This window comes from Maribacter halichondriae (assembly GCF_027474825.1).
GTDB lineage: Bacteria > Bacteroidota > Bacteroidia > Flavobacteriales > Flavobacteriaceae > Meishania > Meishania halichondriae.
In genome coordinates this window covers 1638268-1652027 of sequence record NZ_CP107030.1, presented here as the reverse complement: position 1 = coordinate 1652027, position 13760 = coordinate 1638268, and the positions used below count along the sequence as shown (strand labels likewise).

Below are 13760 nucleotides of genomic sequence, written 5' to 3'. Positions count from 1 at the left end.
GTTTTAACATTTTTGGAATACATATCAAACCAACCCTTTCGCTACCAAATATTCAGCAATCTGAACCGCATTGGTAGCCGCACCTTTCCGCAGATTGTCGGAAACAATCCACATGTTCAAAGTGTTCCTTTGAGTCTCATCCCTTCTGATACGTCCTACAAAAACCTCATCTTTATCATGGGCATATATCGGCATCGGGTAGGTATTCGTATCGGGATTATCCTGAACGGTTACTCCCGCAGTGTCATTTAAAAGTCTTCGAACCTCGTTCAGTTCAAAATCATTTTCGAACTCCACATTGACCGATTCCGAATGTCCGCCTGCGGTGGGAATACGAACCGCGGTCGCGGTGACCGAAAAAGTTCGATCATCGAATATTTTCTGCGGTTCTCGGGCCAATTTCATTTCTTCTTTGGTATAGCCATTTTCCATAAAGACATCGCAATGTGGTAAGGCATTTCTACTGATGGGATAGGGGTAGGCCATCTCGCCTTGAATACCGGCGATTTCATTTTCCAATTGACGCACGGCTTTCACTCCGGTACCAGATACCGATTGGTATGTAGAGACCACCACTCGCTTCATTTTATATTTTTTATGCAAAGGTGCCAATGCCATGACCATCTGTATTGTGGAACAATTTGGGTTGGCAATGATTTTATCATTTTTCGTCAATTGATGTGCATTGATTTCTGGCACTACCAGTTTCTTATCGGGATCCATGCGCCAGGCCGAAGAGTTATCGATGACCGTGGTGCCGACTTCGGCAAATTTTGGTGCCCATTCCAAGGAGGTATCGCCTCCTGCGGAGAAGATGGCAATATCGGGTCGTTCTTCAACGGCATCTGGAAGACCGATTATGGTATATTCCTCCTCCTTAAAAAACAATTTCTTGCCTACAGACCGTTCGGAGGCGACCAATAACAGTTCCGAAATCGGGAAATTCCGTTCGGCCAGAATACGTAACATGACTTCGCCTACCATACCGGTGGCACCTACAACCGCTACTTTCATATTGAATTTTTATTAGGCGGCAAAGGTAGATCAATGGGGTTTATCCGACAATATAAATCGAATAGAATATTAAAAATATAACAAAATGTTTTATTTGACACATTCTATAATTGACCAACTATCACCACAGGCGCAATTGAACTGCAATATGCCAAGGTATTGCCAACCCTTCGAAAGCGCTCAGTATGCCAAATGAGTCCAAAAAAGTACCCCCGCCAATAGGCAGGGGTTTATTTATTATAGTGCAGCGGTTTACCTAATTCTTAATTAGGCTTAATTCTGTAATCTATTTTTTTAGGGCATCACGAATTTCGGCAAGCAATTCTTCTGCTGTTGGACCTGCTGGAGGAGCTTCCTCAACAGGAGCTTTTGTTTTGTTATAGGCCTTAACGATAAGGAACATTACAAAACCGACGATTAATAAGTTTACAATGGTATTGACCCAAGCACCCCAACGAATGGCATTTTCGGCAACATAACCTTCGGCGCCTTCTACACCTACGCCTTCGGTAAGCACAACTTTTAAATTGGCAAAATCGACCCCGCCTGCAAAGTGGCCCACGATTGGCATAATGATATCGGCTACAAAGCCATTAATGACAAGACCCATAGCACCCGCCAAGATAACCGCGACGGCAAAGTCTATGACATTGCCCGTCATAATGAAATTCTTAAATTCTTTTAACATGATGTAGTGTTTTTTAGTGTTAATAGTTTAGTGAACTGCAATATAGTGAAAAAACCAATTCATAACAATATGTTAAAAACTTATTTCATCTACCCATATATTGGCGTTTCACGCGCTGTGAAATTCCGGTCAGCAATTCATACGAAATGGTATTTGCCGATGCCGCAAAAGACTCAGCAGTCGGATTTTCTCCAAAAATGATGACCTCATCTCCTGCCGCACAATCGATGCCGGTTACGTCTATCATAATCATGTCCATACAAACATTTCCTATAATCAGAGCCAATTGCCCTTTTACATGTACAAAAGTCTTTCCCTTGCCATATTGCCTACCGATACCATCGGCATGGCCAATAGGCAAAGTGGCCGTTTTACGATATTCTGTCGAGGTAAAGGCCCGATTATAGCCGACGGTTTCCCCCGGTTCTATTTTATGAATTTGGGAGATGACCGTTTTTAAGGTCACCACAGGCCTAAGATCTGCATCTACAATTCTATCGTTTCCGAAACCATATAGGCCGATGCCACTTCGCACCATATCGTATTGCGCATTACGGTAATTTATGATTCCCGAAGTGTTCAATAAGTGCTTAAATGGGGCATGCTTCAATTTTTCGGTTACTTCTTCCGCAATTTTTTCAAAAATTTCGATTTGACGGTAAGTGAAGGGTGCTTCCTTAAGGTCTTCGGAGGCGGCCAAGTGCGAAAAGATGGAAACGACCTTTATTTCTTCCCTTTCATTCAATGTTTCAGTGATAAAATCCACATCGTTTTCCCAGAAGCCCAGACGGTTCAATCCTGTATTGAACTTGATATGTACCGGATAGTTCTTCTGATTTTTCTTTTGCGCCACTTCCAAAAAATCCCTTAAAACTTTTGGGGAATACAAACTGGGTTCCAGACAATTATCGATCAAGCTTTCAAAATGAACAGGCAACGGATGGAGTACCAATATAGGAAGGGTTATTCCCGCCTTGCGCAATGCAATTCCTTCTGAAACATAAGCAACGGCAAAATAATCGACACCCAAGGTTTCCAGTTTCTGTGCTATTCGTGGGGCATCGGAGCCGTAGGCGAACGCTTTGACCACCGCAAGAAACTTGGTCTCCGGGCGCAATTGTGATTTTAAAAATCGATAATTATGTTCAAGTGCGTTCAGGTCGATTTCTAGAACGGTCTCGTGGGCTTTACGCATTGGAACGTTTTGTTTTTGAGGAGATTTCTTCAGCTTCGACATTGATTTCCTTAACACGTTCTTTCAGCATGGCCTTGTAGAACGCAGCCCTACTGAGCGGTTCATATTCTTCAGTTTCACCTAGTAGCACCAAATTATCATTGCTCGATTTACGAAAACTATAGTTTGCCAAATTTCCTGTGCGGGTGCAGATAGCATGCACCTTAGTAACGTATTCGGCCGTAGCCATCAACGCAGGCATCGGCCCAAAGGGGTTTCCCCTTAAAATCCATGTCCAATCCGGCCACAACGACCCGTACACCTTTATTGGCCAGGTCGTTACAGACCGTTACGATCTCATCATCGAAAAACTGGGCTTCATCGATACCGACGACATCGCAGGTGTCTCCTAAAATACGTATGTTGGCCGCCGCGGGCACGGCCGTAGAGCGAATCTCGTTCGAGTCGTGTGATACGACCTTATCTTCATCGTACCGTGTATCGACCATCGGCTTGAAGATCTCGACTTTCTGTTTGGCAAACTGGGCACGCTTCAGGCGTCGGATGAGTTCCTCGGTCTTGCCAGAGAACATCGAGCCGCAGATAACTTCTATCCAGCCAAACTGTTCCTTATGATTAACGGTGTTTTCGAGAAACATTTTGTAATTTTAGACGAAAATAGGGTGTTTTTTCGTTCCTATAATAGGGAGCCTTAAAATTAGTAAAAAAGGTACACCTTTTGCTTTAGCTTAAAATAAAAGCCATGAAGAAGAAACTAAAAGAGGAGTTGCGAAAATTGTCTACCGATATTATCACTTCGAGAGATTCGGATGACATTTCCGATTTGTACGAGACGGCTAAGGGGCTCTATGAAAAACTCGCGGTGTTGAAGTTCATCGAAGAGAAACTGCACGATATTGAAATCGATGTCTCTAAAAATGTCATCGCCGCTAAATTCGAAAAAATGGCAAATGCCGTGCTAAGTGCAAATTCATCGGTGCCTGAGAGCAATCCGCATGAAGAAGATATCATGACCCCGGGCATAGATACCATAAAGGATATGTTGCCCGAAATGTCTAACGATAATCCGGTTGATTCGGTTTTGGAAGAGTTCTTGGGTAAACCTGAATACATGAAGAATGACAAGGAGCTTTTCATGCCAAGTTCAGAAAATGGGACGAAAAAGGAAGTTAAACCAAAATCGCTCAATGACAAGTTGAGTGCCAAGCATATCAAGGTCGATCTTAATAATCGTCTGGCCTTTGTAAAACACCTGTTTAATGGTAGTGCAGAGGATTACAATCGCGTGCTATCGCAACTGAACACCATAGATACCGAAGAGCGTTCTATTTCATTTATCAACAATATGGTCAAACCCGACTATAATAATTGGGAAGGGAAGGAAGAATATGAGCTCCGATTTATGGATTTGATAGAACGAAGGTTTTCATAAGATTCTTATTATAATATGATTGAGACCCTGCTATAAGAGTGGGGTCTTTTATTTTGCTATCTTTATTCACCACAGCAATATTAGAATGAAAGCAAGAAAAATAACCTATTGGATAGCCACTGGAATATTGACCGCGATCATGCTGTTTTCCATTCAAATGTATTTCTTGAACTATGAGACCGTACAAGGTTTTTTCGAAGCCTTGGATTATCCGAAGTATTTGGTGTATCCGTTGGCGATCGCTAAAATTCTGGGCTTGGTCGCGATATGGGGCAATTTCTCAAAATGGTTGAAAGAGTGGGCCTATGCCGGGTTTTTCTTTGACTTTGTGCTGGCATTTACGGCACATTGGGTCGCCAAAGATGGCGGGCATATACTGCCCATTGTTGCGATTGTGGTTTTAATGATTTCTTATTTTCTCGGAAAGACCGTCCGGCCTTAAATTGTTTTATGGGAAAATTATACTTGGTTCCTACGCCGATAGGCAATCTAGAAGACATGACCTTGAGGGCCATACGCATTCTGAAGGAGGCCGATCTTATCTTGGCTGAAGACACGCGGACCAGCGGGAAGCTTTTACAGCATTTTGAAATTACCACCCCGATGCAATCCCATCACATGCATAACGAGCATAGAATGGTCGATGGAATCGTGAAGAAAATCCAGTCCGGAAGTGATATTGCCTTGATTTCAGATGCCGGCACCCCCGCAATTTCAGACCCTGGATTTTTATTGACCCGTGCCTGTGTCGAGAACGGTATCGAGGTCGATTGTCTCCCTGGTGCTACGGCTTTTGTTCCAGCTTTGGTCAATAGCGGATTGCCGAACGATAAGTTTGTTTTCGAGGGATTTCTTCCTGTAAAAAAAGGGCGTCAGACGCGATTGAAATTCTTGGCCGGGGAAACCCGGACGATGATTTTTTACGAATCACCCCATAAACTCGTGAAAACGCTGGCAAATTTTGTGGAATATTTTGGTGCCGAAAGACCGGTTTCCGTTTCAAGGGAACTCTCAAAACTATACGAAGAAACCATTCGTGGAAGTGCTTTGGAAGTTTTGGAACATTTTTCTGAAAAGCCACCGAAAGGCGAAATTGTGATTGTCGTGGCGGGAAAGAAATAATTACGTTCCATATTTCTAAAAAACCTAAATTAACCCCATGGTAGCACCATGGCTCATCTCCCTCTTTACGGTAATCGCGGTTTACTTTCTTGATCGATGGGAGAACCGACATGTCAAATCACTTTTCGATTGGGTGCCCGCCATTCTATTGGCCTATATTATTCCTGCGATTATTTCCTATGTATTTAATGTCGATTACTCCCAAGCCGATATTCATGAATACAGTAAATCCTATTTTATACCCTTGGCCATTATTGCGGTCATGAGCAGTTTATCATTGAAACAGTTGAAATCTATCGGATGGAAACCGATACTGTTGTTTGCTGCCGGATCGTTTTTTATTGCCGTGTTTCCGGTAGTATTGGGATTGGGCCTTTTGGATACCGAATTGATTTCGAGAACCCTGGTCGCCGAGGGATATTGGAAAGGCATTCCGCCCATCGTTGGCAGTTGGATCGGGGGAAGCACAAGCCAACTTGTACTCAAAGAATTGGTCGAATGCCCTGAAAACATCTTTTTATCTGTTTTGGTGATGGATAATATTCTAGTCAACGTCTGGACTATTTTAATGTTCCAGAGTATCAAAGGTAGTGGCACTTTAAATACAATGTTCAAGATAACCGATACCGCTATGCCCGAAGAAATGAGAACTGATACTGAAAAGAAGGTTTCCCCTTGGTGGTGTGCCTTGCTTTTATTGGGGATTGCTGTATTGAGCAATGCGGTTCTTGAAAGTTTTATTGGTAAAGTAGTTATTCTCTCCATTATAGGATTGGTCATCAGTAATTTCATCCCCAAATGGAATTATGGCTTCGCCTTAAAAATAGGTGGAATATTGATTATCGTGGTCATGGCCGTATTAGGTCTAAAACTACAATTCGCAACCCTCGGTTTTAATACCTCTTTCTTAGGGTTTTTGATCGTGTGGCTATTGGGTCACTTTGTATTTATGGTATTCGTCGCCAAATTATTGAATGTCAACATGGCTTGGGTTCCTATAGCGAGTATGGCTAATGTTGGCGGAATTGCCACCGCCCCGGCGGTTACCGCTGCCTACGAAATAAAATGGATGCCCCATGCCATCGTACTTGCCATTTTGAGTATGGCCTCAGGTACGTTCTGGGGGATGTTGACGATTTGGTTGTTAGAGAGGTTTTTGGTTTGAATGAATGTCATGCCGAGTGCAATTGCATCACTACTATGCTCTGAGTTAGATTATGCAGACCAAATTCACGACTCTCCCTGCCTGCCTTATAGGCAGCCTCGAAGTGACAGTACAATCAACCAACAACTATCAACTAATACTTCGACCCATCATGCTTCCCCTTCTCCCAGCCATGTTTCCCTAGATATTGGTCCGCGCTTTCCACGGCCCCATCTTCAATGGAGGTCCCCATGGAATCGTTCCAGCGGTTGAGGTATCCGAACAAAGAGATAACGCCTAGCATTTCCACGACTTCGCCTTCATTCCAATATTTGTAAAGTCGTTCCTTGATTTCGGCATTTACGCCATTCGGCACTTGAGAGGCAAGCAATGAAAAATCAAGGGCGGCGCGTTCCGCTTCTGAAAAGGCGGGGTGGGTGCGGTACTCCCAAATATTATCAAGTTGCTCTTGTTCGGCTCCGTAGCGTTCCGCGGCGCGAATGGCATGGGCTTGACAATAGCGACATCCGGTGGCGTTGCTACTGACCCAGGCAATCATACGTTTAAGGGCCGAGGTCACGCGACCTTCGTTTGACATTACCGCCTTATTGAGGTTGATAAAAGCTTTTGAAATGGCCGGCCGATGTTGCATGGTCAATACCGAATTTGGGCAAAAGCCCAGGGTCTCATTAAAGAATTTGGCAAGTTCTGCGGTTTCCAAACTATGGCTTGGGTCAAGAGGGTTTACTAAGGGCATCTAAGAGGGTTTTTATGTTCCTGTCAAATCGAGCGCAGTCGAGATGCGTTTTCAAAAGTTCTCGACTGCGCTCGAAATGACAGATTAGATTATTGTATTTTTGTGAGTACACAAGAAACGAAAATTTATGGGTACTACAAATCATATCACGACCAAATGGCTCGGCAATATGGCCTTTGAAAGTAATAATCCATCTGGATTGAATTTGACCATCGATGCAGGTCCCGATGACGGTGGCGAAGGCAAAGGGCTACGGCCCAAGGCTCTTATGCTTTCAGGTTTAGCAGGTTGTTCAGGTTTGGATGTAGCCTCACTTATCAAGAAAATGAAGTTGGAGGTCGATGAATTTACTATTGAAACCATTGCAAATTTGACCGACGAGCATCCAAAATACTATGATTCCGTAGTCATAGAATATCATTTTCATGGCAACAATCTCGATGAGAAAAAGCTACAACGGGCCGTTGATCTGTCGGTAGAAAAATATTGTGGGGTTATGGAGATGTTCAGAAGGTTTGCCGAGTTGACAATCAGTACCAAGTTTCATTATAGCTAAAAGCTAGAACGTTCCTCCCTTCAGACGAAGGGAGGTGCCCGCCTCCGGCGGACAGAGGGTTTGACCCGCAAACCTGCTCACGCGTCAATTGCGTATTGCAATTATAAAGTCCATTGATACGATAGTTTGGGTTGGCACCTTACTATTTTGGGTCTGGAAAATGTATTGTTACCTGAGCAAGTTTGCGGTTCAAACTCCCCATTCAACAAGTTGAATTTCCCCTCTTTTTCTAAAGTGGGGAGCTAAATTATAGAAAACTAACCATGCGCTGGACAATTAAAGCCAAACCTGAAGAAAACCAAATCAAAGCATTGGCTAATGAGCTAAATGTAGACGATTTAGTGGCGCAACTTCTATTACAGCGAGGAATAACGACCTACGAAGAGGCCAAAAAATTCTTCCGCCCTCAACTTTCAGACTTGCATGATCCTTTTCTGATGAAAGATATGGATGTTGCAGTCGAACGCATTGAAGATGCGATTTCCAAAAACGAAAATATTCTGATTTTCGGTGATTATGATGTCGATGGAACTACGGCTGTGGCACTGGTATCTTCCTATTTATTAAGCTATTACCCAAACGTTGCCACCTATATTCCTGATCGATACAATGAAGGATATGGGGTTTCATATCAAGGCATAGATTTTGCCGAAGACAATGGTTTTTCATTGATTATTGCTCTGGATTGCGGAGTTAAGGCCATAGAGAAAATATCGTATGCCAAAGAAAAGAACATCGATTTTATTATTTGTGACCACCATCGACCTGGAAAAAATTTACCCGAAGCGGTTGCCGTACTTGACCCGAAAAGAGATGATTGCGACTATCCCTATGATGAGTTATGCGGTTGTGGAGTGGGTTTCAAATTAATACAGGCCCTAGCATCAAAACGAGGAGAAACAATCGAAGACTTGATTCCCTATCTTGATTTGGTAGCTACCGCCATTGGTGCTGATATCGTTCCCATGACCGGTGAGAACCGGGCGTTGGCCTATCACGGATTAGAAGTGATAAATTCCAATCCGAGAATCGGTTTTAGGGCGATTATCAATCAAATAAAAAAAACAAAGCTGACGATTACCGATGTGGTTTTTATCATTGCGCCACGTATCAACGCTGCCGGTCGTATGAAACATGGACAGCATGCCGTCAACTTGCTTACCGAAACGGATTATGAACAGGCTGTCGAATTTGCGGCCCAAATCGCAAAATTCAATTATGATCGTAGGGAACTGGACAGGGAAATAACCCAAGAAGCATTGTTGCAGATCGAGGCCAATAATGAAAAAGAAGGGTTTACCTCTGTGGTCTATAAGGATACCTGGCACAAAGGCGTTATCGGAATCGTCGCCTCTCGCCTGACCGAAACCTATTATCGCCCGACCTTGGTCTTTACTAAAAGTGGCGATAAATTGGCGGCCTCGGCACGATCCGTAAAAGGGTTTGATGTCTATAATGCTTTACAAGGCTGTGCGGATTGTATCGAACAATTCGGAGGACATAAGTATGCAGCCGGATTGACCCTCATGGAATCGCAATACGAAACCTTCAAAAAACAGTTCGAAAAAGTTGTTTCCGAGAGTATCGACCCTAATTTGTTGACTCCTGAGATTAGCATCGATGCACAAATAGAATTGAGGGATATTACTCCAAAACTAATGCGAATCATCAACCAGTTTGCTCCCTTTGGCCCTGGCAATATGACTCCGATTTTTATGGCCGAGAAATTGAGGGACACGGGCTACGCCAAAGGAGTAGGGGAAGATGGCAAACATCTGAAACTTTCGGTCACTCAAAACGGGAGTACGCCTATTGGGGCAATCGGTTTTAATCTTGGAGGTAAGCTGGGTCTAGTAAAGAACGGAAAATCATTCGACACTGTTTTTTCATTGGTTGAAAATGAATGGCAAGGGAACGTTAGTCTGCAACTAAAGCTTCGTGATGTAAGATAATGGATCCATACGCCGCGCTACGTTTTAAGGAATTCAATCTTTTTCTCGGGGTCCGCTTTGCGATGGTCTTTGCATGGTCGATGCAATTTATCGTTATCGAGTGGCAGGTTTATTCCTTGACCAAGGATCCTTTGTCATTAGGAATCATTGGACTCATGGAAGTCATTCCGGCAGTTTCTACGGCTTTGTTCGCCGGACATTTTGTAGATCAAAAAGAGAAAAGAAACCTTTTGGTCAAGTGTATATTGGGTTTTTCCATTATTAGCCTTGGCCTGTTTGTTTTGAGTGTGCCATCGCTGTCCGAAAGTTTGTCCTCGAAAAGTATTCTATACGGCATCTACGCGCTCGTTTTTTAGGAGGCATCGTCAGGGCATTTTTGGGGCCTACCATTTTCTCGTTGATCGCTTTGATCGTTCCCAAGAAAATATATCCGAACGCTGCGACATGGAGTAGTACCACTTGGCAACTGGCTTCTGTTTTGGGTCCTGCATTGGCCGGTTTTTCAATTAGCTGGATTGGGGTGCATTGGTCGATGTGCGTTATTGTCGGTTTTTCTGTTATTGCGCTGATCGGATTATTACAAATCCCCCGAAAACCCATATTAAATCCCAAATTGGGCGAACCGATTCTTCAGAGTTTAAGGGAGGGTTTAAGATTTGTTTTTAGCACCAAAGCCATATTCGGCGCATTGACTTTGGATATGATTGCCGTGCTTTTTGGTGGGGCGGTAGCCCTACTTCCCATATATGCACAAGATATTCTACACGTCGGGGCAGAGGGCTTCGGAGTGCTTAGGGCGGCTCCGGCGGTCGGTGCCGCGATTATGATGTTGGCCTCTACCCGATTTCCGCTGCACAAAATGGCCGGCAAAAAACTATTATGGGCCGTATTCGGATTCGGTATCTGTATCATCGTGTTCGGCTTGTCCACTTCCTTTTGGATATCCGTTGTAGCTTTATTTTTTAGTGGAGCTTTGGATGGTATTTCAATGATCATTCGCCAGACCATATTGCAATTGAAGACTCCGGATCATATGCGAGGTAGGGTAGCTTCCGTCAATTCGATGTTCGTTGGATCATCCAATGAGTTGGGGGCGTTTGAAAGTGGAGCGACCGCCAAATTGATGGGCACGGTTACCGCCGTGGTTTTCGGGGGAACGATGACCTTGTTGACCGTCGGCATAACGGCATTTGTATCGCCAACATTCCGGAAACTGGATTTACAAAAGGATATTGAGGAACACGAGGCGACTAATTGACCTCGTAATTTTTTAGGTATATTTTTTCACCATCAAAAACGGCATAGGTGTAGTAATTGATCCAGTCACCGAGGTTGGTATATTTTGATTTCTGGTTCAAATCGATTTCCAAGGGAAGATGCCGGTGCCCGAAAATAAAATGGTCGTAGTGTCGGGTTTCGAGTTTTCGTTTGGCATATTGCACAAGCCATTCCTTGTCCTCGCCCAAGAATTTAGCATCCTCATCGCCTGAGATCAACTTGTTCTTTACCGAAAAATATTGCGCTAAACGCACGCCCCAATCGGGGTGCAACCAACGGAAAAACCATTTCGCCGCTGGGTTTGTAAAAACCTTTTTCATACGCTTGTAGCCCTTGTCATGTGGCCCGAGTCCGTCGCCGTGACCGATAAAAAAGGAAACCCCATTGATTTCGTACTGCTGGGGTTTGTGAAATACCGAAATGTTGAGTTCTTCCTCAAAATAGCCGTTCATCCAAAGGTCGTGATTGCCGACAAAGTAATAGATGGGAATGCCAGAATCGGAGATTTCCGCTAGTTTGCCCAAGGTACGGGTAAATCCTTTAGGGACTACGGTTTTATATTCCATCCAAAAATCGAAGAGGTCCCCCAAGAGAAATATGGCAGCGGCATCTTTCTTGATTTCATCAAGCCATGCCACGAATTTTTTTTCGCGCGGTTTACTAGCTTCCATAGTTGGGGCGCCCAAGTGGTTGTCACTGGCGAAGTAGACTTTTTGCCCGATGGAATAGTGATGGTCGTCATTTGGGTATAAAGATAATAATTCCCCTTTTGGGAGATAAGGGCTAGTTATCCATGGCGAACCATTCGGCAAAAGCGGTTTCGGTTTCGCGTAGTTTCAATGAATGCAGCTGAATATTCTTTGGCAACCGAGCTTTTATTTTTTCCGAAAAATCAATGACCATATTTTCGCTTGTAGGTTGATAATCGGCCAAGATTACCTTATGCCCGCGGTCCATTAACTCTTTCGCCAAATCTACGTGGGGTGTGTTCTTGTTGAATACGGTGGCATGATCGAACGGATCGACGATTTCTTCCTTGACTATTTTCTTCAAATCCCCAAAGTCGATAACCATGCCTAGTTTTACATGCGTGGCATCGGCAATAGGTTTTCCGATTACGGTCACGGAAAGTTTATAGCTGTGCCCGTGAACGTTGCGGCATTTGCCATCATAGCCATATAAGGCGTGCCCTGTTTCGAAGGTAAACTGTTTGGTAATTCTGATTTTGGACATGTGAGGGTTATTGAAAGGTGTGATTGTTTTATGGTTTATTTACCAGAGGTTGGGTCCATGCCATTTCATACAGTATCCCCTCCACTGGGTTATCCTGTAATTTCGAAGAGGTTACCTTGCATCGCAAGAACAAGATTTCATCGTTCATCTTAAAGCTTGCCGTTGTTCCTTCGGTAGTACTGAATATTTCTGGCTCTGAGCCCTCGACTTTGCTTCCCATAAAAGCAATGGTATACGAAACACCCGCTTCCTCATCGACGGCTACCGTAAGGATATCATCTTCAAAATTTATTTTTTTTAGTTCGACACCAGTAGTCGAATAGAACTTTCCATTTTCCATGGCATCGATCAAAGAGATGGCCGAAAGCGTATCAGCTTGAACCATTACCCAACCTCGGCCCGCATTACTCCATTTACTGTCTTTTTGATGGTAGTGGTGCGAGTCATCGGTCGCTAGACCATACATAATGGGCTTCTTCTTCTCAAGATATGAAATGTTGATCAAGTCCCACATTTCTTCTGTTGAAATATGAATGGAATCACCCAAGTTATGGACCATGGGATGACCATTATAAACTTCGAAAAAGCGCTCTCCGTTCAATGCCATCATATCTTCAAGGCTTACGGCATAGAAGAAGTTTGGATGGTTGATATGAGGCATAATCGCAACTCCGGTTTCTTCACGTTGTTTCAGCACCTGGTCAATATTATTTTGCAGTACATTGGCCACACTGGTGCCACCTTGAGGGTCTATTTTTTTGGATATTAGTGGCGTTCATATGCAAGTGATGGTCTTCAAATTTGTCGGTTATTTCTTCCGATTCTATGACCAGAAATTTTCCGTTTTCTTCGGCAAGCCCCCTATATTCTTCAAAAGTCTTTAATTTGACCATGGTCTTGCCCGAATCACTTTTATGCACTACCCAATCCTCTCCATAGGTATCGAGATAGGTTTTAAAGGCATTTTGATATAGTTCATTTTCTTTTATGGTAATCCATTTTTCTCCTTCTGCCAAGGTGTTGTGGTCCGATAGGGCGACAAAATTATATCCTTCAGTCTTGTACCAATCTAAGATGACTTCCGGAAATTCATCCCCATCGCTCCAATATGAGTGGGTATGTAGGTTCCCTTTAAACCACTTTTGAGGCCGTTCATTTTCTCCTATCGATTTCCGTTCCTTGCAAGCAACTAGTACGATTAGCACCAATAAAGTGGAGATATTTTTTATTTTGAAGATTATCATGGTACCTATTGATAAGGCTGCGGGACAAAGGTACGCATTATAAGATATAGCCTGTTTTGGGTCAACGCTTAAATTTCTTTCGAACCCGCACTCTATTTACGAAATAGACCACCACCACTACAAATGCCAAAATAGGGAAGATGAG

General features: G+C 43.5%; 14 protein-coding genes and 2 pseudogenes. 7 read left to right on the top strand and 9 right to left on the bottom strand.

The genetic code is table 11. The annotated features are described in order from the left end of the window. Positions 1–24: 24 nt before the first annotated feature. From N8A86_RS07520 to N8A86_RS07505, 4 genes and pseudogenes are all read right to left on the bottom strand, one after another. Positions 25–1014 (bottom strand): aspartate-semialdehyde dehydrogenase, encoded by a 990-nt coding sequence (locus tag N8A86_RS07520; protein ID WP_273568476.1) that lies wholly within the window; start codon positions 1012–1014, stop codon positions 25–27. A gap of 286 nt (positions 1015–1300) precedes the next feature. Next, positions 1301–1702: a large conductance mechanosensitive channel protein MscL gene (gene mscL, locus N8A86_RS07515; protein ID WP_273568475.1), complete on the bottom strand. Its 402-nt coding sequence runs from the start codon at positions 1700–1702 to the stop codon at positions 1301–1303. A gap of 85 nt (positions 1703–1787) precedes the next feature. Further along, positions 1788–2897, bottom strand: coding sequence for an alanine racemase (gene alr / locus N8A86_RS07510; protein WP_273568474.1), 1110 nt, complete (start codon positions 2895–2897; stop codon positions 1788–1790). Next, positions 2890–3535: pseudogene (locus N8A86_RS07505) on the bottom strand (thymidine kinase). The gene alr and the pseudogene N8A86_RS07505 overlap by 8 nt, the downstream one beginning before the upstream one ends. A gap of 104 nt (positions 3536–3639) precedes the next feature. Between N8A86_RS07505 and N8A86_RS07500 the strand changes: the two are divergent. The 4 genes from N8A86_RS07500 (at position 3640) to N8A86_RS07485 (ending at position 6616) form a co-directional block, all read left to right on the top strand. Beyond that, positions 3640–4329, top strand: a complete 690-nt coding sequence (locus N8A86_RS07500; protein WP_273568473.1) for a hypothetical protein — start codon at positions 3640–3642, stop codon at positions 4327–4329. Positions 4330–4414: 85 nt separating this feature from the next. Further along, on the top strand, positions 4415–4771 hold the full coding sequence (locus N8A86_RS07495; RefSeq protein ID WP_273568472.1) for a DoxX family protein: 357 nt from the start codon (positions 4415–4417) through the stop codon (positions 4769–4771). An 8-nt stretch (positions 4772–4779) separates the two neighbouring features. Next, the gene (rsmI, locus tag N8A86_RS07490; RefSeq protein WP_273568471.1) at positions 4780–5451 is read left to right on the top strand and encodes a 16S rRNA (cytidine(1402)-2'-O)-methyltransferase; all 672 of its coding nucleotides are present in this window, start codon (positions 4780–4782) and stop codon (positions 5449–5451) included. Between the two features lie 37 nt (positions 5452–5488). Beyond that, a complete protein-coding gene (locus N8A86_RS07485) occupies positions 5489–6616 on the top strand; it encodes a DUF819 family protein (protein ID WP_273568470.1) in 1128 nt (375 codons plus the stop codon). 133 nt (positions 6617–6749) lie between these two features. Here N8A86_RS07485 and N8A86_RS07480 read toward each other — a convergent pair whose 3' ends face one another. Further along, entirely contained in the window at positions 6750–7352 is a 603-nt protein-coding gene (locus tag N8A86_RS07480) for a carboxymuconolactone decarboxylase family protein (RefSeq protein WP_273568469.1), read from the bottom strand. 127 nt (positions 7353–7479) lie between these two features. Between N8A86_RS07480 and N8A86_RS07475 the strand changes: the two genes are divergently transcribed. From N8A86_RS07475 to N8A86_RS07465, 3 genes and pseudogenes are all read left to right on the top strand, one after another. Continuing rightward, positions 7480–7908, top strand: coding sequence for an OsmC family protein (locus tag N8A86_RS07475; protein WP_273568468.1), 429 nt, complete (start codon positions 7480–7482; stop codon positions 7906–7908). Between the two features lie 263 nt (positions 7909–8171). Beyond that, positions 8172–9860 (top strand): single-stranded-DNA-specific exonuclease RecJ, encoded by a 1689-nt coding sequence (gene recJ / locus N8A86_RS07470; protein ID WP_273568467.1) that lies wholly within the window; start codon positions 8172–8174, stop codon positions 9858–9860. Continuing rightward, positions 9860–11118 (top strand): annotated as a pseudogene (locus N8A86_RS07465) (MFS transporter). Before recJ ends, N8A86_RS07465 begins: the two are co-directional and overlap by 1 nt. Here the strand turns inward: N8A86_RS07465 and N8A86_RS07460 are convergent. The 4 genes from N8A86_RS07460 to N8A86_RS07445 form a co-directional block, all read right to left on the bottom strand. Beyond that, complete coding sequence (locus N8A86_RS07460; protein ID WP_273568466.1) at positions 11111–11809, bottom strand: UDP-2,3-diacylglucosamine diphosphatase; 699 nt, start codon at positions 11807–11809, stop codon at positions 11111–11113. The pseudogene N8A86_RS07465 and the gene N8A86_RS07460 sit on opposite strands and share 8 nt — an antisense overlap. A 112-nt stretch (positions 11810–11921) precedes the next feature. After that, positions 11922–12371, bottom strand: coding sequence for a 6-pyruvoyl trahydropterin synthase family protein (locus tag N8A86_RS07455; protein ID WP_273568465.1), 450 nt, complete (start codon positions 12369–12371; stop codon positions 11922–11924). Between the two features lie 28 nt (positions 12372–12399). Beyond that, entirely contained in the window at positions 12400–13101 is a 702-nt protein-coding gene (locus N8A86_RS07450; protein ID WP_273568464.1) for a hypothetical protein, read from the bottom strand. Then, on the bottom strand, positions 13079–13615 hold the full coding sequence (locus N8A86_RS07445) for a CehA/McbA family metallohydrolase domain-containing protein (RefSeq protein WP_273568463.1): 537 nt from the start codon (positions 13613–13615) through the stop codon (positions 13079–13081). Before N8A86_RS07445 ends, N8A86_RS07450 begins: the two co-directional genes overlap by 23 nt. Positions 13616–13760: the final 145 nt, after the last annotated feature.

Excerpts from the sequence above, each read along its gene's own strand:
- N8A86_RS07520 (WP_273568476.1), bottom strand. The coding sequence starts at position 1,014 with ATGAAAGTAGCGGTTGTAGGTGCCACCGGTATGGTAGGCGAAGTCATG.
- mscL (WP_273568475.1), bottom strand. The coding sequence starts at position 1,702 with ATGTTAAAAGAATTTAAGAATTTCATTATGACGGGCAATGTCATAGAC.
- alr (WP_273568474.1), bottom strand. The coding sequence starts at position 2,897 with ATGCGTAAAGCCCACGAGACCGTTCTAGAAATCGACCTGAACGCACTT.
- N8A86_RS07500 (WP_273568473.1), top strand. The coding sequence starts at position 3,640 with ATGAAGAAGAAACTAAAAGAGGAGTTGCGAAAATTGTCTACCGATATT.
- N8A86_RS07495 (WP_273568472.1), top strand. The coding sequence starts at position 4,415 with ATGAAAGCAAGAAAAATAACCTATTGGATAGCCACTGGAATATTGACC.
- rsmI (WP_273568471.1), top strand. The coding sequence starts at position 4,780 with ATGGGAAAATTATACTTGGTTCCTACGCCGATAGGCAATCTAGAAGAC.
- N8A86_RS07485 (WP_273568470.1), top strand. The coding sequence starts at position 5,489 with ATGGTAGCACCATGGCTCATCTCCCTCTTTACGGTAATCGCGGTTTAC.
- N8A86_RS07480 (WP_273568469.1), bottom strand. The coding sequence starts at position 7,352 with ATGCCCTTAGTAAACCCTCTTGACCCAAGCCATAGTTTGGAAACCGCA.
- N8A86_RS07475 (WP_273568468.1), top strand. The coding sequence starts at position 7,480 with ATGGGTACTACAAATCATATCACGACCAAATGGCTCGGCAATATGGCC.
- recJ (WP_273568467.1), top strand. The coding sequence starts at position 8,172 with ATGCGCTGGACAATTAAAGCCAAACCTGAAGAAAACCAAATCAAAGCA.
- N8A86_RS07460 (WP_273568466.1), bottom strand. The coding sequence starts at position 11,809 with ATGGAAGCTAGTAAACCGCGCGAAAAAAAATTCGTGGCATGGCTTGAT.
- N8A86_RS07455 (WP_273568465.1), bottom strand. The coding sequence starts at position 12,371 with ATGTCCAAAATCAGAATTACCAAACAGTTTACCTTCGAAACAGGGCAC.
- N8A86_RS07445 (WP_273568463.1), bottom strand. The coding sequence starts at position 13,615 with ATGATAATCTTCAAAATAAAAAATATCTCCACTTTATTGGTGCTAATC.